Annotated in this window: 19 protein-coding genes; 13 read left to right on the top strand and 6 right to left on the bottom strand. The window is 61.2% G+C overall.

Annotated features, from left to right (window positions below; all coding sequences use genetic code 11):
- Positions 1-20: 20 nt before the first annotated feature.
- From ETW23_RS04670 to coxB, 4 genes are all read right to left on the bottom strand, one after another.
- On the bottom strand, positions 21-608 hold the full coding sequence (locus ETW23_RS04670; RefSeq protein WP_129371713.1) for a cytochrome c oxidase assembly protein: 588 nt from the start codon (positions 606-608) through the stop codon (positions 21-23).
- Positions 608-772, bottom strand: a complete 165-nt coding sequence (locus tag ETW23_RS04665) for a cytochrome C oxidase assembly protein (RefSeq protein WP_129371714.1) — start codon at positions 770-772, stop codon at positions 608-610. Before ETW23_RS04665 ends, ETW23_RS04670 begins: the two co-directional genes overlap by 1 nt.
- A 1-nt stretch (position 773) precedes the next feature.
- Positions 774-1,715 (bottom strand): heme o synthase, encoded by a 942-nt coding sequence (gene cyoE / locus ETW23_RS04660; RefSeq protein WP_129371715.1) that lies wholly within the window; start codon positions 1,713-1,715, stop codon positions 774-776.
- Between the two features lie 96 nt (positions 1,716-1,811).
- Positions 1,812-2,657: a cytochrome c oxidase subunit II gene (coxB, locus tag ETW23_RS04655; protein WP_129371716.1), complete on the bottom strand. Its 846-nt coding sequence runs from the start codon at positions 2,655-2,657 to the stop codon at positions 1,812-1,814.
- Between the two features lie 198 nt (positions 2,658-2,855).
- On the opposite strand from coxB, the gene tldD reads away from it, so the two are divergent.
- From tldD to ETW23_RS04630, 5 genes are all read left to right on the top strand, one after another.
- On the top strand, positions 2,856-4,277 hold the full coding sequence (gene tldD, locus ETW23_RS04650) for a metalloprotease TldD (RefSeq protein ID WP_134829280.1): 1,422 nt from the start codon (positions 2,856-2,858) through the stop codon (positions 4,275-4,277).
- A gap of 239 nt (positions 4,278-4,516) precedes the next feature.
- Entirely contained in the window at positions 4,517-5,698 is a 1,182-nt protein-coding gene (dprA, locus tag ETW23_RS04645) for a DNA-processing protein DprA (protein ID WP_134829279.1), read from the top strand.
- A gap of 195 nt (positions 5,699-5,893) precedes the next feature.
- Entirely contained in the window at positions 5,894-8,521 is a 2,628-nt protein-coding gene (topA, locus tag ETW23_RS04640) for a type I DNA topoisomerase (protein ID WP_134829278.1), read from the top strand.
- Positions 8,522-8,965: 444 nt separating this feature from the next.
- A complete protein-coding gene (locus ETW23_RS04635; protein WP_129371720.1) occupies positions 8,966-9,688 on the top strand; it encodes a CoA transferase subunit A in 723 nt (240 codons plus the stop codon).
- Positions 9,688-10,332 carry a 3-oxoacid CoA-transferase subunit B gene (locus ETW23_RS04630; protein WP_129371721.1) on the top strand — a complete coding sequence of 215 codons (645 nt, stop codon included), beginning with the start codon at positions 9,688-9,690 and terminating at the stop codon, positions 10,330-10,332. The genes ETW23_RS04635 and ETW23_RS04630 overlap by 1 nt, the downstream gene beginning before the upstream one ends.
- 76 nt (positions 10,333-10,408) lie before the next feature.
- Here the strand turns inward: ETW23_RS04630 and ETW23_RS04625 are convergent, their stop codons facing one another.
- The gene (locus ETW23_RS04625; protein ID WP_134829277.1) at positions 10,409-10,885 is read right to left on the bottom strand and encodes a hypothetical protein; all 477 of its coding nucleotides are present in this window, start codon (positions 10,883-10,885) and stop codon (positions 10,409-10,411) included.
- Positions 10,886-11,156: 271 nt separating this feature from the next.
- On the opposite strand from ETW23_RS04625, the gene ETW23_RS04620 reads away from it, so the two are divergent.
- A complete protein-coding gene (locus ETW23_RS04620) occupies positions 11,157-11,462 on the top strand; it encodes a TetR/AcrR family transcriptional regulator (protein WP_247676752.1) in 306 nt (101 codons plus the stop codon).
- Here the strand turns inward: ETW23_RS04620 and ETW23_RS04615 are convergent.
- Complete coding sequence (locus ETW23_RS04615; protein WP_247676754.1) at positions 11,387-12,154, bottom strand: lytic transglycosylase domain-containing protein; 768 nt, start codon at positions 12,152-12,154, stop codon at positions 11,387-11,389. The two genes, ETW23_RS04620 and ETW23_RS04615, sit on opposite strands and share 76 nt — an antisense overlap.
- A gap of 397 nt (positions 12,155-12,551) precedes the next feature.
- Between ETW23_RS04615 and ETW23_RS04610 the strand changes: the two genes are divergently transcribed.
- The 7 genes from ETW23_RS04610 to ETW23_RS04585 all read left to right on the top strand — a co-directional run bounded on the left by ETW23_RS04610 (position 12,552) and on the right by ETW23_RS04585 (position 18,468).
- Positions 12,552-12,764: a Flp family type IVb pilin gene (locus ETW23_RS04610; protein WP_134829275.1), complete on the top strand. Its 213-nt coding sequence runs from the start codon at positions 12,552-12,554 to the stop codon at positions 12,762-12,764.
- Positions 12,765-13,158: 394 nt separating this feature from the next.
- On the top strand, positions 13,159-13,371 hold the full coding sequence (locus tag ETW23_RS04605; protein ID WP_134829275.1) for a Flp family type IVb pilin: 213 nt from the start codon (positions 13,159-13,161) through the stop codon (positions 13,369-13,371).
- 313 nt (positions 13,372-13,684) lie between these two features.
- Positions 13,685-13,861 carry a hypothetical protein gene (locus ETW23_RS25035; RefSeq protein WP_167738077.1) on the top strand — a complete coding sequence of 59 codons (177 nt, stop codon included), beginning with the start codon at positions 13,685-13,687 and terminating at the stop codon, positions 13,859-13,861.
- A gap of 98 nt (positions 13,862-13,959) precedes the next feature.
- Positions 13,960-14,817, top strand: a complete 858-nt coding sequence (gene cpaB / locus ETW23_RS04600; RefSeq protein WP_134829274.1) for a Flp pilus assembly protein CpaB — start codon at positions 13,960-13,962, stop codon at positions 14,815-14,817.
- A 215-nt stretch (positions 14,818-15,032) separates the two neighbouring features.
- Positions 15,033-16,439, top strand: a complete 1,407-nt coding sequence (locus tag ETW23_RS04595; protein ID WP_134829273.1) for a type II and III secretion system protein family protein — start codon at positions 15,033-15,035, stop codon at positions 16,437-16,439.
- A gap of 15 nt (positions 16,440-16,454) precedes the next feature.
- Positions 16,455-17,084 carry an OmpA family protein gene (locus tag ETW23_RS04590; RefSeq protein ID WP_129371729.1) on the top strand — a complete coding sequence of 210 codons (630 nt, stop codon included), beginning with the start codon at positions 16,455-16,457 and terminating at the stop codon, positions 17,082-17,084.
- 154 nt (positions 17,085-17,238) lie between these two features.
- Positions 17,239-18,468 (top strand): AAA family ATPase, encoded by a 1,230-nt coding sequence (locus ETW23_RS04585; protein WP_167738076.1) that lies wholly within the window; start codon positions 17,239-17,241, stop codon positions 18,466-18,468.
- Positions 18,469-18,470: the final 2 nt, after the last annotated feature.

The following is an 18,470-nucleotide window of genomic DNA, read 5'->3' as shown; positions in this document are numbered from 1 at the left end:
GTGTCCCTCACCAAAGCGGCCTAGTTCGTGGTTGCCCCTGCCCCGGTGTTATTCCCGGTGTCGAGGGCGGCATAGCCCTCGGGCAGATCGATTTCATGAAACGTGTACGAAAGCGTGATCGTATGCACGTATTTTGCGTCCCGGTCGTCAATGATTTCGGGATCGACAAAGAAGGTCACGGGCATCTGCACCCGCTCCCCCGGCTGAAGCACCTGCTCGGTAAAGCAGAAGCAGTCTATTTTTTCAAAGAACCCGCCGGCCTGATAGGGCGTCACATTGTAAGACGCCTGCCCTGCCACGGGGCGGTCTGTCGGGTTGTAGGCCTCATAAAAGGCCAGTCCGGTTTCCCCCAGCTTGATCTCCATCTCGCGCTGGGACGGCTTGAACTCCCACGGCATGCCGCGCTGTTTCGAGCCATCAAAGCGCACAGTGATGGTCTGATCCACAATCCTGTCCGAACCGGTGCTGGCAACGCCGGTAACGCCGCCAAAGCCAGTGACCCGGCAGAACCAGTCATAAAACGGAACCGAGGCCCACGAGAGGCCGCCCATCAGGACAACAACGCCCACCAGTTGGACAACAGTTTTCTGCGGCCCCTGCAGCGCCATCAGTTCTGCTCTCCCTGGGCGTCCGGGAATTTGAAAGTGGCCGAGGTCACCTTGGCCATGGTCAGCGCCATCACCAGCACCACAAAGGCGCCCAGCAGGATGCCGACCCCTTTGTTGAGGCCGGAGCGGCGCTTGTGGATTTCATGCTCTTTGCGCAATGCCATCTTACCAGCCTCCCAGCCCGTAGGGCTTAAGCAGGGCTTCGGCCAGGATCGCACCGAAATGCAGGAACAGATACAGCAACGACAGTTTGAAGAAGCTGCGCTCCACCTTGAAGTTGTCGTTTTCGGAATCGTCCTCATCGCGGCGGGTGATCTTCCAGGCGCCATGCAGGAACAGCGCGTTCATGACCAGCGCTGCGGCCAGATACAGCGGGCCGCCGATGCCGGAGAATGCAGTGCCAATAGCCAGAACCGCCAGCAGGACTGTGTATACCAGAATATGGACGCGGGTGGCGCGGCGGCCGTGGGTCACGGTCAGCATCGGCACGCCGGCATCGTCATAGTCCGAGCGCATGAACAGCGCCAGCGCCCAGAAATGCGGCGGCGTCCACATGAAGGTCAGCAGGAACATCAGCCAGGGTTCCACCGACATTGTGCCGGTGGCGGCAATCCAGCCGATCACCGGCGGGAAGGCCCCCGCAGCACCGCCGATCACGATGTTCTGCGGCGTCGCGCGCTTGAGCCACATGGTGTAGACCACCACGTAAAAGAAGATAGTGAAGGCCAGGAAGACGCCGGCAAAAACATTTGCCGCCAGCGCCAGCATGATCACCGACAGGCCCGACAGCGCCAGACCCAGCGCCAATGCCTCGCCCGGCTCAACCTTACCGGCAGGGATCGGGCGGCCCCGGGTGCGCTTCATCACCTTGTCGATGTCAGCGTCCCACCACATGTTGAGCGCACCGGACGCACCGCCGCCGATGGCGATGAACAGGATGGCACAGAAACCGATGACGGGGTGCACGGAAACGGGCGCGGCCAGCAGCCCGACCAGAGCGGTGAACACCACCAGCGACATGACACGGGGTTTCAGCAGGGCGAAGTAGTCGCCGAAACTGGCCTCGTCTTCATATGCACGGCTTGCGTTGATGCTTGCGTCGCTCATCTTGGGTCCTTTGGCAGCAACAGGTGCGCATTGCTGCGCACCCCGGTCGTTTGACTATACCACACGAAGCGCTCTTAAGCTCCGTAAGGCCAGGTCTCAGTTGGAGGCGACCTGATAGGTCTGCGGCAGGCCCGCGTATTCTTCTTTGGCGCCTGCCAGCCAGGCGTCATATTCTGCCTGGGTCACAACCTTGACGGTGATCGGCATATAGGCGTGGTCCTTGCCGCAAAGCTCAGAGCACTGACCGAAGTAGATGCCTTCCTTGCCTTCGTCGACGTTGAACCACAGTTCCGCCAGACGGCCGGGCACCGCGTCCTGTTTCACGCCGAATGCGGGAATGGTCCAGGAGTGGATCACGTCAGCCGCAGTCACCTGCATCACAACGGTCTTGCCCGACGGCACAACAACAGCCGTGTCGGTGGCCAGCAGCCACTCGTCCTCGGCATAGCCGTTTGCAGCCAGCTGGTCCTTGGGCAGCAGGAAGCTCTCAAAGCCGAATTCGTGGTCGGTGTATTCGTAGCCCCAGTACCACTGGTAGCCGGTCACTTTGATGGTGATGTCGGCCTTGGGGATTTCCTGCTGGGCAAACAGCTGCGGCAGCGAGAAGGAACCGATAAACACCAGCACCAGGATCGGGATAATGGTCCAGGCGATCTCAACCGGGGTGTGGTGGGTGAACTTGGCCGGGGTTGGATTGGCGCGCTTGTTAAAGCGGACAATGGCGTAAAGCATCAGACCGGCAACAAAAACACAGATCACGGTAATGATCACCAGGATCATGTAATCCAGTCTCTGCAAGCCATCCGCCAGCGAAGTCGCCGCCGGCTGGAAGTTCAGGCCGCCGTCAACCGGCTTGCCAATGGTTTTCAGACCTTCTTGCGCCATTGCTGGAAGGCTTGAAAGGCCGGCGAAAAGGCCCGAAAGCATCAAAGCGTTTTTCATGTTCTGTCCTGATCGGTTGATCGCATTGTTCCTGCGGCAGCACGAAATACGGGGGAATCGATTGATTCCCACAAAACGCACCTGCCCCGTTGTCTTTGACGCTGGTTAAAATCATATTCGGGGACACAGATAAAGAGGCAGCCAAGCGTCAAACCGTCGCTTTCTTGATTTAGATCAAAAAAATCCGAGGACCGTGCCATGGAAAACCCAGCCTTCCGTCCCTTTGAAACCGCGCTCCCCGAGGATGAGGCCCTCGCCAGCTTGCGCGATGCGCTGAATGGTGCGGAGGATGGCGAGATTTTTGCAGAGCGCCGCAAATCCGAAGCGCTTTCCTTTGACGACGGGCGGCTGCGCAGTGCCAGCTATGACGCCTCCGAGGGCTTTGGCCTGCGCGCTGTGAACGGCGATGTGGCCGGATATGCCCATTCCACCGATGTCTCCATTGCGTCACTGAAGCGGGCGTCAGAAACGGCCAAGCTGGCAGTCGGCACCGGCGGCGGCACCTATTCGGATGCGCCGCAGGCGACCAACGCCAAGCTGTACACCGATGCCGACCCGATCAGCGCTATGCCCTTTCCAGTGAAGGTGGAGACCCTGCGCGAGGTTGACGCCTATGCGCGAGATCTGGACCAGCGCGTGGTGCAAGTCTCTGCATCGTTGGCCGCCTCGCTGCAGGAGGTAGAGATCCTGCGGGCGGACGGAACCCGGGTGCGCGACATCCGCCCCATGGCGCGGTTCAACGTGTCGGTGATCGTCGAAAAGGACGGCCGCCGCGAAAGCGGCTCGGCCGACGGCGGCGGGCGGCTGGGGCTGGACGGGCTGGTCGATCCCAAGCACTGGCAGGCCCAGGTGCAGGAGGCATTGCGGATTGCGCTGGTGAACCTGGATGCGGTGCCAGCACCTGCGGGCGAGATGGATGTGGTGCTTGGCCCCGGCTGGCCCGGCATCCTGCTGCACGAGGCAATCGGCCACGGGCTGGAGGGCGACTTCAACCGCAAGGGCTCCTCCGCGTTTGCCGGTCTGATGGGTCAGCAGATCGCCGCCAAGGGCGTTACGGTACTGGACGATGGCACCATCCCCGACCGGCGCGGATCTATTACCGTGGATGACGAAGGCACGCCCAGCCAGAAAACCACACTGATCGAGGATGGTGTTCTGGTGGGCTTCATGCAGGACCGCCAGAACGCACGGCTGATGGGGGTTTCCCCCACCGGCAACGGGCGGCGTCAAAGCTACGCCCACGCGCCGATGCCGCGGATGACCAATACCTATATGCTGGGCGGCGCGGCCGATCCCGGTGATCTGGTCGCAGGCATCAAGGACGGCATCTGGGCTGTGGGATTTGGCGGCGGCCAGGTGGATATTACAAATGGCAAGTTCGTGTTCTCCTGCACCGAGGCTTACCGGGTGAAGGACGGCAAGGTCGGCGCACCGGTTAAAGGCGCCACGCTGATCGGCGACGGCGCCACCGCGCTGAAGCAGATTCGCGGGCTTGGCAACGACATGGCGCTGGACCCCGGCATGGGCAATTGCGGCAAGGCAGGCCAATGGGTGCCGGTCGGCGTCGGCCAGCCCTCGGTGCTGATGGGCGGCCTGACGGTGGGCGGCTCGGCGGCCTGAGGCAGCGCAAATTCTCGGTAAAACCATGTTTTGACCGTAAAAATCCGGGCCGCCCGCCAGTGCTGCCGGCCCGGATTACGGCAATGCCTCCCCGTTCGAACTGTGAGCGAAAGGTAATTTCCCCCATTTTCCGGCTACTTAAGAAAATTTTCGGGGAATTGGCCGAAAACCCTCCGGCGTTCACCACCTGTTAACCCCCTTAAGGTTAATTCTGGTTCTGCAAACAGGCGGAGCTGCGGATGACCGAAGAAACACTTTCTTCCACTCACCCCCCACTCCCACCCACCACGGAAGATACCCGGTTTTCCTGGCTTCGCCTTTTGCGCTCTAAACGGGTCGGCCCGGTGACCTTTCACCGGCTGCTCGCCGAATATGGTTCAGCGCAGAACGCGCTGGATGCGTTGCCCGAAGTGGCACGTTCCGCAGGTATCAAAGGGTATGAAACATGCCCCGCCAAGGCGGTAGACGCTGAAATTAGGACCGCAAAAGCCGCCAAAGCGCGGCTTTTGTGCTTTTCCGACCCGGAATACCCTGAACTCCTGCGCAGCCTGAAAGATGCGCCGCCGCTGTTGTGGGCCATTGGCGACCTTGCGGCAGTGCGGCGTCCGATGATTTCCATGGTCGGCGCCCGCAACGCGTCTTCGCTGGGGTTGCGCATGGCCAGATCGCTGGCGCAAAACTTGGGCGAAGCTGGCTATACCGTTGTTTCCGGCATGGCCCGCGGTATCGACACTGCCGCGCATCAATCAGCGCTGCAAACAGGAACAATTGCCATTCTGGCGGGCGGCGCCGATGTGATCTACCCGGCAGAAAACGCCCGGCTTGCCGAAGAAATCAGCGAAACCGGGCTGCGCCTGTCAGAGCAGCCGATGGGCAAGACACCGCAGGCCCGCGACTTCCCCAAACGCAACCGGATCATCGCCGGCATGTCCCGCGCCGTTGTGGTGGTGGAGGCGGCCGCTAAATCCGGCAGCCTGATCACCGCCCGGGACGCGCTGGACTACGGCCGCGAGGTGCTGGCGGTGCCCGGCCATCCCTTTGATGCCCGCAGTTCCGGCTGCAACAGGCTGATCCGCGACGGCGCCCTGCTGGTCCGCAGTGCCGCTGACGTGCTGGAGGCGCTGCCGCCGCAAGACCTGCCGCAGGAACAGGCGCCGGCAGCTGGCAGCCCGCAGCAGGCCCTGGCCGGCCTGCCGCAGCAACCGCCCGAACGGCGCAGCCTTGCGCAGACCAACGCCCTGCATCAGCAGATCCTCGGCAGGCTCGGGCCCTCCCCCACATCTGAGTCCGACCTGCTGCGCGAACTTTCCTTGCCGCCGCAGCTGCTGGCCCCGGCGCTGACGGATCTGGAGCTGGAAGGCGCGATCCGGCGCCAGCCGGGCGGGTTGCTGTCCAAGGCCTTTCCGGAAAATGAAGACTGACCCTGCGTGCCTTGCCTTGCGCCTGCCTGCCGCGCCGGACCGCAGTAACAGGCTGCCGCGAACCGTCGGAATATCACCGTAAACATCCCGCTTCCCGCCGCGTCCAATGCACCTGGATTGACAATCTCCCCTTGCGCCCCACATCCTGCCCCGCCATAGAACCCGCAGAAGCGGTCCGAAGAGGTTACAGAATTTATGCCAGTAGTCGTTGTCGAATCCCCGGCCAAAGCAAAGACAATCAACAAATATCTTGGCTCAAACTATACGGTTCTGGCGTCTTACGGGCATGTGCGCGACCTGCCGGCCAAGGATGGTTCGGTCGATACTGACGCCGATTTCGACATGACCTGGGAGGTCGGCAATGATTCCCGCAAGCACGTCAAGGCGATTGCCGACGCGCTGAAAGAGGACAATGCGCTGATTCTCGCTACCGACCCCGACCGCGAGGGAGAGGCGATCAGCTGGCACCTGCAGGAGGCGTTGACCAAACGGCGCTCGATCAAGAAGGACACGCCGGTCAGCCGGGTGACCTTCAACGCGATCACCAAAGAAGCGGTGACCGAAGCGATGCAGAACCCGCGCCAGGTCGACATGCCACTGGTCGAGGCCTATCTGGCCCGCCGCGCGCTGGACTACCTCGTGGGCTTCAACCTGTCGCCGGTTCTGTGGCGCAAGCTGCCGGGCGCGCGGTCCGCGGGCCGGGTGCAATCCGTCTGCCTGCGCCTGATCGTCGAGCGCGAGATGGAGATCGAAGCCTTCAACGCCCAGGAATACTGGTCCGTGCGCGCCCAGATGGCGACCCCGCGCGGCCAGGAGTTCGAAGCCCGCCTGACGGTGCTGGGCGGTGACAAGCTGGACAAATACAGCCTGAAGAATTCCACCGCTGCCGAACTCGCGGTGCAGGCCGTGGCCTCGCGCCAGCTGTCAGTACTGTCGGTCGAAGCAAAACCCGCTTCCCGCAACCCCTCTGCCCCGTTCATGACCTCGACCTTGCAGCAGGAAGCCAGCCGCAAATTCGGCATGGGTGCGCGCCAGACAATGAACGCCGCGCAGCGCCTGTATGAGGCGGGCCACATCACCTATATGCGGACCGATGGCATCGACATGGCGCCTGAGGCAGTGCAGGCCGCGCGCGCCGAGATCGAAACGCGGTATGGTGCTGAGTATGTGCCTTCGTCCCCGCGGATCTACAAGAACAAGGCGAAAAACGCCCAGGAGGCGCACGAATGTATCCGCCCGACGGATATGAGCCGCGATGCGGCCAGCCTGAAGGTGACGGACGACGATCAGCGCAAGCTCTATGACCTGATCTGGAAGCGCACACTGTCGTGCCAGATGGAAGGTGCCCGTCTGGAGCGCACCACCGTCGACATCGGCTCGGATGACAAACAGGTGGTGCTGCGCGCCACTGGCCAGGTGATGCTGTTTGACGGTTTCATGCGCGTTTACGAAGAAGGCCGCGATGATGTGGCCGACGAAGATGACAAGCGCCTGCCGCAGATCATGCAGGGCGAAGCGCTGAAATTTGCGTCTTCGCTGGCCGCGCAGGCTGATAAGGCCGGCAAAGAGGCCTCCGTGCTCTCCGAGGACGGCGCTGTGCTGGCCCTGCAGCACCATACCCAGCCGCCGCCGCGCTATACCGAGGCGACACTGGTCAAACGGATGGAAGAGCTGGGCATAGGCCGCCCCTCGACCTATGCCTCCGTGATCACCACAATCCAGGACCGCGAATACGTCCGCAAGGACAAGAACCGCCTGTTCCCCGAAGACAAAGGCCGGATCGTCACCATCTTCCTGCTGAATTTCTTCCGCAAATACGTGGGCTATGAATTTACCGCCAACCTGGAAGAAGAACTGGATGACGTCAGTGCCGGCAATGGCGACTATAAGGAACTGCTGGGCAAGTTCTGGCGCGATTTCTCGGCTGCCATTTCGGAAACCTCCGAACTGCGGATCACCGAAGTGCTGGATGTGCTGGATGACGCCCTGGCACCGCAGCTCTATCCGCCGCGCGAAGACGGCACCGACCCGCGCGTCTGCCCCAAATGCGGGGCGGGCCAGCTGCACCTGAAAACCTCGCGCACCGGCGGCTTTGTCGGCTGCGGCAATTACCCGGAATGCACCTACACCCGCCCCATTGCCGGCGAAGGCGCTGATGGCGACGAGCGGCTGCTGGGGATGGATGGCGAAGATGAGATCCATCTGAAGGCCGGCCGCTTTGGGCCTTACGTCCAGCGCGGCGAAGCAACGCCGGAAAACAAAAAGCCGCCGCGCGCCAGCCTGCCCAAGGGCTGGAGCAAGGACGATATGGACCTGGCAAAAGCGCTGACCCTGCTCAGCCTGCCGCGCCAGATCGGCGACCACCCCGAAGGCGGTGTGATCGTCTCCAACTTCGGCCGCTTCGGCCCCTATTTGATGCACCAGCTGCCAGATGAGGAAAAACCGGTCTACGCCAACCTCAAGGACCCCAACGACGTCTTTGAAATCGGCATGAACCGGGCGGTGGAACTGCTGGCGGAAAAGCGCGCCAATCCGGGCCGCCGCGGCAGCCGGGCTGCTGCCAAACCGCTGAAGGAGCTGGGGGATCACCCCGACAGCGGCGGTGCTATCAACATCATGGACGGCCGCTACGGGCCTTACGTCAAATGGGAGAAGGTGAACGCCACCCTGCCCAAGGACGTGGAACCCAAGGACGTGACCATGGAGATGGCGATGGAGCTGATTGCGGAAAAATCCGCAAAGGGCGGCAAGAAGAAAACCGCCGCCAAAAAGCCCGCAGCCAAGAAAAAGGCCGCCCCTAAAAAGGCCGCAGCGAAAGACTGACAACCGGCGGTGTGGATTTGGGCGGGGCGCTCCCGCCGGTTCCAGGCGCATTGCCATGCGCCCTCACCGTTGGGCCCGGCGCCGCTAACGCGGCGCGGGTCATGTCATGCGCGCGTCCTTCTCTGCTTTGCAACGGGTCAAGGACGGCTCTGCTGCTGCGTCAGCGGCTTGCCCTTGACGCAGCGCAGAACAGTTTCACTCTCGCGACGGCCCAATAAGGGCAAAGCTGACCTTATTGGCTTATCAGCAAGGCTTTCTTTTGCGCCGCAAAGCGGCGCCACGCCCAAGGCTGATGGAGCATCTGCCGAAGGCAAGTGCTCCGGGAGGGCGCGGGAGCCTTGCCCTTTCTAGTTCTCCGTAGAAATACGTGCCCGTCTCCGTATTCATTGACTCTGCTCCAGCTGGCAGCCAGAAATCCCGCAACCGGCATACTGGGAGAACTCCATGAAGAAGGTATATTCCAACGCTGCTGAAGCGCTCGACGGGCTGCTTCACGACGGCATGTACATCGCTGCGGGCGGCTTCGGCCTCTGCGGCATCCCCGAACTGCTGCTGCAGGCGATCAAGGACGCAGGCACCAAGGATCTGACCTTTGCCTCCAACAACGCCGGAGTCGATGATTTTGGCATTGGTATCCTGCTGCAGACCCGGCAGGTGAAAAAGATGATCTCGTCCTATGTGGGCGAAAACGCGGAATTCATGCGCCAGTACCTGAGCGGCGAGCTGGAGCTGGAATTCAACCCGCAGGGCACCCTGGCGGAGCGCATGCGCGCGGGCGGCGCAGGCATTCCGGGCTTCTTCACCAAGACCGGCGTTGGCACCGTGATCGCCGACGGCAAGTTTGAAAAGCAGTTCCCCACCGGTGCGGACGGCGCCATGGAGGACTACATCATGGAAGAAGGCATCTTTGCCGACCTCGCCATCGTTAAGGCCTGGAAGGCGGATGAGACCGGCAATCTGGTGTTCCGCAAGACGGCCCGCAACTTTAACGCGCCTGCCGCCACTTGCGGCAAGGTCTGTGTCGTTGAAGTGGAGGAGATCGTGCCGACCGGCTCGCTGGATCCGGATTCGATTCACCTGCCCGGCATTTATGTGCACCGCATCATCCAAGGCCAGCACGAGAAACGCATCGAACAGCGCACCGTGCGCAAGCGGGAGGAAGCATAATGCCTGCAGATACTAATGGCTGGGACCGTAATCAAATGGCAGCACGCGCCGCGCAGGAGCTGCAGGACGGCTGGTATGTGAACCTTGGCATCGGCATCCCGACCCTGGTCTCCAACTACATCCCCGAAGGTGTGGAAGTGACCCTGCAGTCGGAGAACGGCATGCTGGGCATGGGTCCCTTTCCGATCGAGGGGGAAGAGGACGCCGACCTGATCAACGCGGGCAAGCAAACCATAACCGAGCTGCCGCAGACCGCCTATTTCGATTCTGCGCAGTCCTTCGCGATGATCCGCGGCGGCAAGATTGCCATGGCGATCCTGGGTGCGATGGAAGTGGCCGAGAACGGCGATCTGGCAAATTGGATGATCCCCGGCAAGCTGGTAAAGGGCATGGGCGGCGCCATGGATCTGGTCGCGGGTGTCGGCCGTGTGGTGGTCGTGATGGATCACACCAACAAACACGGCGACAGCAAGGTTCTGAAGGATTGCACCCTGCCGCTGACCGGCAAGGGCGTGGTCGACCGGATCATCACCAACCTGGGCGTTCTGGACGTCGTGGACGGCGGCCTGAAGATCGTTGAGTTGGCGGATGGTGTCAGCGAAGACGAGATCCGCAGCGCGACCCAGGCCACCCTGGTGGACTGATCCCGGACCAGTTCTGACAACCAGGGCCCGCCGGTTTCCGGCGGGCCTTTTCTTTGCACATCCGGTTGGTTTGCAGTCAAACCCCGGCAGCAGACCCAGGCCGGGCGCGCGGGCGCTGCGTGTGCCAGATGGCGCCTTCGGGCGGGTTGACGATTTCATACATGTAAACACGCTTATCGTACCAATTGACGATCTTCTCCTGGCCGTCTTCGAACACCACCACGCAAAAACTGCCCCTGGCCGGATCACAGCTGTCGCGGCCAAGCAAGGTAACGATGACCGGATCCACCAAATGCCGGTTGAACAGCACGATTGCCTTGGTCTGTTTGCCCGAAACATACAAAGCACCTGCAAACAGGCCCGCGGCCAGCAGCACAAAACCCAGGCCCGAGAAATTCCTGAACGGGTTGACCTTTGCAAGCCCCGGAGCAAAGGCGACAAACATCATCCGCCCGAAAATCCCGGTAAAAGCGATCAGGCCGAGCATTGTAAGTGTGCTGGTGGCCTCTTGCGAACCCGCGGCAAGAGCCGCCGGATCAATTCCCAATTCCAATTCCTGTCTCCAATTTCTCAAAGCCAAATGATGCGGCTCAATCCTGTCAATTCCTGCACCATAGCCGCGGTGACAGGAAAAGAACAAAAACTTTGCAGAAAACACACCATTTCAAGACGTTGCGGACAGGCCGCTGGGCAGGCTGGCAGAACTCCGGTTATGCCCTGCTTTCGCTTGTTAAATTGATTTGAGTTGCCAGCCCCTTCCGTCGCCAAAATGAACAGACCGGTACACACAGAGATGAATCATCCGCCCGCACAAACAGGACGAATTGGTCCGCAAAGCCCTGGACGTGTTCTACCGCAGCGGATTTCACACGGCGGAAATGGACAAGCCGGTCGGGGAAACCGGCGTCTCAAAGACTTCCATGTACAAGCAATTCCGCACCAAGGATGACCTGATCATTGCTGTTCTGCCGCTGCGCGACGAGAACTTCCGCAACTGGCTCTATGGCCGTATGGAGGACCTGTCGGACACACCGGCGGGACAGCTGATCGCGCCTTACTTGCCCAACCTGAAAACGCATCCGTCGGACAAAAACTGCGGCGGTGTCATGCATAGGCCGCGCGCCACCTGATAGGCGGCCAGAACCTTGGGCACGTAGTCGCGTGTCTCGGCAAAGGGCGGCACCCCTTGGTGCGAGCGCACAGCCCCTTCGCCGGCATTATAGCCAGCCAGCACCAAAATCGGATCGCCGCCGAATTCCCCCATCAGCCAGTCGAGATACTGAATACCGCCAGCAATGTTCTGCCGCGCTTCCAGCGCGTCACTCACTCCGAAACGTTTGGCAGTATCGGGCATCAGCTGCATCAGCCCCTGCGCCCCGGCAGAGCTGACCGCATCGGACTTGCCGGCGGATTCGACAGCGATCACTGCCAGGACCAAGGCCGGCGACACCTCGGTGCCCAGGCTTTCGGTCAGGATCTGCACCCCGCGTTCCTGCACAATATCCTGCATCAGTTGCAACCTCGGGGCCGCCGGGCCTTTGGCTCCGCTCAAGGCCTGCAGGGCGTCATCCAGACGCCCCGGCCCCGATCCCTCTAGTCCAAAGGCAACCTTATCCCAGAACCACCCATAACGGCCGGCCGGCTTTGCGCTGCTGTCTGCGGCTGCTTTCAACGCAGGCGCCGGGGGGGCTGGCTCAGGTTCCGGCTCAATCTGTATGGTTATGCGCTTGCCTCTGCCGGGCGCCGGCGGCTTGATGCGTTTGGCCTCAAACTGCGGAAAAGGCCGGGGCTGCACCTCCTCAGCCACTGCAGCCAGTGGCATGGCACAGGCTGCCAGCGCCAATACAGTGTTCCCGAACGACATTGCCCTGCCTGCCTGCGGTTTCAGTTCGCTCCAGTCTGTGAAAATTGACGCCCGAAGGCCAGTATTCCTGCCCCGGAATCTGGCGCAACCGCCTTATTTGCCCTGGACTGGCGCTGAAATATCACGGGACACGCCGCGGTAACAAAAAATTAATACTGCAAAAACAATGAGATGCACAAGGTATTGCCGAAAAGTAAAAATTGGGCAGCAATTTCCGGGTTTCAGCCCAAATCCTGCCACGCTGCACTGGCTATATGTATTCATCCAAGCCGGACAGTGGTCGAGCAGGTGAGAGAGCAGACCCTGGCGAGATGGCGGGATTACACATTCAGAGATCCTTTGGAGGGACCGAACCATGATCAAGTTTTTCAAAAGCTTCCGCAAAGACTTCCGCAAAGACGAATCCGGCGCTGTGACCGTTGACTGGGTTGTGCTGACCGCAGCTGTCGCCGCACTGGGCGGCGTGGTTTACACCGCTGTGCAGGATGGCGCATCCGACCTGGCAAGCGACACCGGCTCCTACCTGAAAGGCAAGACACCGTCCGACGCTTCCGGCGGCACCACCTGATCCGCATCGCTTAGTCGCAATGCTGGCCGCCCTCTTCGGAGGGCGGCCTTTTTTTGTTCAGACGGCTTGCAAGTTAAGCGCGGCCTTGAACAGACCTGCCTCTGTCGAAGCCTTACATCTTGTGCTTGCAGATCGCCGGCGGCCTGGCAGGCGCCAAGTTTCATCAAATGCAGATTACACAACGGCGAAGGCAGGAGCAGCCTCGCCCGCCCGCCATTTCTTGCCAAAAAGTTAAAATTAGGCAGCGATTTCCGAATTCTCGCCCCAATCCTGCCACGCTCCACTGGCTATATGTACTCATCCAAGCCGGTCGGCGGCCAAGCAGGTGAGAGAGCAGGCCCTGGCAGAACGGCGGGACAGCATTAATTCAGAGATCCTTTGGAGGGACCAAACCATGATCAAGTTTTTCAAAAGCTTCCGCAAAGACTTCCGCAAAGACGAATCCGGCGCCGTGACCGTTGACTGGGTCGTGCTGACCGCAGCTGTCGCCGCACTGGGCGGCGTGGTTTACACCGCAGTGCAGGACGGCGCATCCGACCTGGCAAGCGACACCGGCTCCTACCTGAAAGGCAAGACACCGTCCGACGCTTCCGGCGGCACCACCTGATCCGCATCGCTTAGTCGCAATGCTGGCCGCCCTCTTCGGAGGGCGGCTTTTTTTGTTCAGACCTGTTGAAAGTCAGCCGCAGCCTTAGCAGCACAGCTTCCCGCTTCAGATGGAAAAGCGAGGCGTCACTCCCTCGAACTGCCAGGGGAAGCGCCCGGCACGGCCATGCACATTCCTTGGCTATTGGGCAAAATGCACAGGATTACGCCCAATTAACGCCCCATTCATAAAGCTTAATGATCCTAAGCATACGGGGCGGCTCAGGACGGGCCGGTCCGTTCCTTGAACCCCTTTGGGCAGCGAGGTCCGCAACATGAAGAAACTATGGTCATTCATTGCCAGTGACGACGGAGCGATAACCGTTGACTGGGTTATCCTGGCCGCCGCCGCAATCGGGCTGGCCGTATTGATTGCTGGGATGACGCAAGACGGCGCGCTTGGCCTGGCCCAGGGGCTGGCAGACTATATGAGCAATTGGAACTTTGGCTGAGGCTTGGCGGACACCATCAATTGCCGCCGCAGTTCGAGTGATCCAGCAGCCGGTTCCGCCCCGCGGGGCGTCGGCTGAAATCTATGAGAGGTAACACAATGCGTGCAGTTTTCGGACTGGTGCTGATCGTCGGTGTGGCCCTCGCGGGCGGCGCCGTCATGATGGCAAAAAACTATATCTCGGCCTATCAGAATGAACTGGCCCGCGAGCGCGCGGCCCGTGCCGAAGCGGTGCCGCTGGTGGATGTTTTTGTCGCCACCAAACCCTTGAAATACGGCGAGCGGCTGTCCCAGGACGCAGTGCGCACCGTGCGCTGGCCCGAAGATGCCATTCCCGAAGGTGCCTATATCACCCATGAAGAGTTGTTTCCGCCGCATGCCGGTGATCAGCTGAGAGTGGTTCTGCGCGCCATGGAAACGGATGAAGCCATCATGGCCCTCAAGGTCACGGCACCTGGTGAAGATGCCGGCATCACCTCGCGGTTGCAGCGCGGTATGCGTGCCTTTGCAATCAAGGTCGATGTCTCCTCAGGTGTTTCGGGTTTCTTGCGGCCTGGCGACAAAGTGGACGTCTACTGGACCGGCATGATGCCTGGATCGGCCGGCAACCGCGGCGAGGTCACCCGTCTGATTCAGACCAATGTGGAACTGGTGGCCGTTGACCAAAGCGCCGGCGGCGATATCAACGAAGCCGTCATCGCCCGCACCGTCACTGTTGCAGCCCACCCCAGGCAGGTCGCCGCGCTGGCACAGGCGCAAACCACCGGACGGCTGTCGCTAGCCCTGGTCGGCGCCGGCGATGACACCATCGCCTCGGTTGTCGAAGTGGACCAGCGCAGCCTGCTCGGCCTGGGGGCCTTGGAAGCGCCGCAAGAAGTGGAAAAGAAAAAAGTCTGCACCATCCGCACCCGCCGCGGCGCCGAGGTTGTGGAAATTCCGATCCCCTGCACAAACTAGGAATTTCATTTCCGCGCAGATCGTTAACAGGCTCAGCCGCCCCACTCAAACGAAGGGCGGCTGTTTTGCCTGTTGCGCAGGCCCCACAATAGCCTTTGGTCAGGAACACCCCCGAAGCCATTGATTCTTGCAATAATTCGGGATCTGCACCACAGTGCCCGAAAGAGCGGGCGAAAAGACCCGGATTTTGAGGCGTGATCGGAAAGGCAGGTCACATGGCAATTGGACGGTTCGTAGCGGCGGCCCTGCTGGGGCTATCGCTTATTGGTATGCCTCAGGCAGATGGGGCATCAGCGCAATCCTTGCGGGTGGTTAAAAAAGGCACGGCTTCACGACTGGACGTGCCGATGAACCGCGCCGTGGTGGTGGAAAGCGAAACCCCTTTTGCTGAGCTCAGCATCGCCAACCCCGGCATTGCAGATATCTCCTCCCTCTCTGACCGCACGATCTATGTGCTGGGCAAGTCGCCCGGCCTGACCACGCTGACGCTGCTTGATGGTTCCGGCCGGCTGATCACCAATGTGGACGTGCGGGTGGCGGCAGATGTGACCGAATTCAAAGAACGTCTGCGCCAGATCCTGCCCAATGAAAAAATCGAAGTCCGCACCGCCAACGACGGCATCGTTTTGTCCGGCACCGTGTCCAGCGCAGCGCGGCTGCAGCGGGCGCTGGACCTGGCAGAGCGTTATGCACCGGAGCGGGTCAGCAATCTGATGTCGGTCGGCGGTGTGCAGCAGGTCATGCTTAAGGTCCGCTTTGCCGAAATGCAGCGCTCGGTCTCAAAATCGCTGAGCGCCTCGCTGGGCTTCAACGGCGGCACCGGCAATGGCCGCACCGGCGGAATCAACACACTGAACACGTCCGGCGCGCTGGCCAACTCTCTGGCCGGCAACATCCCCGCCGCCAACGAAAACACCGGCGCCTTCCTGTTCGGCTTCAACGCAGGGTCAGTCCAGGTCAGCCTGCTGCTGGAAGCACTTGAGCAAAAAGGCGTTGTCCGCACGCTTGCAGAACCCAACCTGTCCGCTCTGTCAGGACAGGAGGCGAAATTCCTGGCTGGCGGCGAATACCCGGTTCCGATTGCCCAGGAAGACGGTGTGATCACTGTTGACTTCAAACCTTTCGGCATTGAGCTGAACTTCATTCCCAGGGTGATCGACGGCGACCTGATCAATTTGGAACTGAATGCCGCCGTGTCGGCCATCGACCCGTCCAACTCGCTGGAGCTGGCTGGCCTGACCATCGACGCCTTCTCGCGGCGCGAGACCTCGACCACGGTGGAAATGCGCGACGGCGAGAGCTTTGCCATCGCCGGTTTGATCCGTGATGAATTTCTCGACAACTCTTCACAGTTGCCCTGGCTTGGCGACGTGCCGGTGCTGGGCGCGCTGTTCCGCAGCGCCGATTACCAGCGCGAACAGACCGAACTGGTGATCATCGTCAGCGCCCACCTGGTGACCCCGACCCGCGGCGAGGCGCTGACCCTGCCGACCGACCGGGTGGCGCCGCCAAGCGAAAAGGACCTGTTCCTGTTCGGGCGCACCTCCCGCACCAAAAACGGACCGGCGGCCGAAGTGGCTAAGCAGGATTTCAACGGCTCATACGGCTACGTGCTGGACTGATAGGGAGTGGCACAGATGATCAGAACCGCTGCAATTTTCGCTATTCTTCTGGCCGCAGCCGCCTGCGAACGGGAGGCCGGCCGCGAGCTGAACCGCTCAGGCGACTTTGGCGAGGCGACCCTTAGCAATGCGGCGGTGATGAGCGGGGAACGCAATTTTGCCATCCAATTGGCCAGCCGGTTCGCCAAAGAAGTGCCCACGACGATCAACTTCGATTTTGACAGCGCCCGGCTGGATCAGACGGCGCGGACGGTTCTGGACCGCCAGGCGGTCTGGATCAAGCAATTCCCCGAGGTGCGATTCCGCGTCTTCGGCCACACCGACGCGGTCGGCAGCAACGGCTATAACAAATCCCTCGGCTTGCGCCGGGCCCGCGCGGCTGTGAACTATCTGGTTTCCCGCGGCATCAGCCGCAGCCGGCTGGAAGCAGTGGTGTCGCACGGTGAAACCCAGCCGCTGGTCCCGACACCTGAGCGCGAACGCCGCAACCGCCGGACGGTGACCGAGGTCAGCGGTTTCCTTAAGCGCCACCCGACGGTGCTGGACGGGAAATACGCCCAGATCATCTATCGCGAATATCTGGAAAGCGCGATTCCGGGCACCACCCTGACCGAACAGCAGTCGCTGGAGCGCACGCTGCAGTAGGCAGAAGACGCGGCCAGCTGGTTACGAAGTAGTAACAATTCCCCAGATTTGGGGATTTTTGGCCCCAATATCGCCTAGATTGCCACCGACATTGTTTCCAAGAGGCGGACTGTGCCCAAAGCCCGGTCTGCCCAAGTGAACAAGGATGATGGCGATGAGCAGCGGAATGCCGCAAACAGACACACCTGCGATTGTTGCCTGCACGATCAGCCGGGACGTGCAGAACTTCGACCTCCTTATCGAAGATATGGAAGCCGTCCTGGGAGAGGCCTGGGGCGATCTGGGCTTTACCGAAGCGCTGGCTTTCTTTGGCCAGACCGAGGCAGAGCCGCTGCAGTTTGTGGCCCTGGCCATCGACAACGCCGATGAGGGCGATCTGCCGCTGATGGGAGAGATTATCAGCCAGGCAAAGGCGCGCGGCATCAAGGTGATCCTGATCGCCGAGGACGTGACCCCGGCGGCACTGCATACGCTGCTGCGCCAGGGCGCGGACGAGTTTGTGCCCTACCCGCTGCCTGAACAGGAATTGCAGGCTGCCATCGAACGGCTGCAGGCGCCGGAACCGGAAGTCGCGCAGAACCCGCACCAGCTGCAGTCCGGCAGCCAGCGCGAAGGCGCGGTTATCGTCTGTCACGGGCTGGCAGGCGGCACCGGATCGACCACCATGGCTGTCAACCTGGCCTGGGAGCTTGCAGCGCTCAGCGAACATGACGAACCCAGCGTGTGCCTGCTGGATCTGGATCTGCAGCACGGTTCGGTCTCGACCTACCTTGACCTGCCCCGCCGCGAGGTGGTGATGGAAATGCTCAGCGAAACTGAAAGCATGGACGCGGATCTGTTCGGCCAGGCGCTGCTGCCGTTTCAGGAAAAGCTGCAGGTTCTGACGGCTCCGTCCGAGCTGGTGCCGCTGGATCTGCTGTCGCCCGAGGATATCACACGGGTGATCGGGATGGCGCGCAGCCACTTCGACTTTGTTGTCGTCGATATGCCCCATACGCTGGTGCAATGGTCTGAAACCGTTCTGAACATGGCGCATGTTTACTTCGCGATGATCGAACTGGACATGCGTTCGGCACAGAACGCGCTGCGCATGAAGCGGGCGCTGCAGTCCGAGGACCTGCCGTTCGAAAAACTGCGCTTTGCCCTGAACCGGGCGCCGAAGTTCACCGATCTTGCCGGCAAAAGCCGGGTCAAACGGATGGCCGAATCCCTGAGCATCTCCATCGACCTGCAGCTGCCCGATGGCGGCAAGCAGGTTCTGCAGAGCTGCGACCACGGGCTGCCGCTGGCCGTTTCGGCAGCGAAGAATCCCTTGCGCAAAGAAATCGCCAAGCTTGCAGCCTCGCTGCACGCATTGGGCCGAAGTGAAGCCGAAGCCGCCTAAGC

This window comes from Leisingera sp. NJS201, from assembly GCF_004535885.1.
Classification (GTDB): Bacteria; Pseudomonadota; Alphaproteobacteria; order Rhodobacterales; family Rhodobacteraceae; genus Leisingera.
This window is presented reverse-complemented; position numbering and strand designations above follow the sequence as displayed.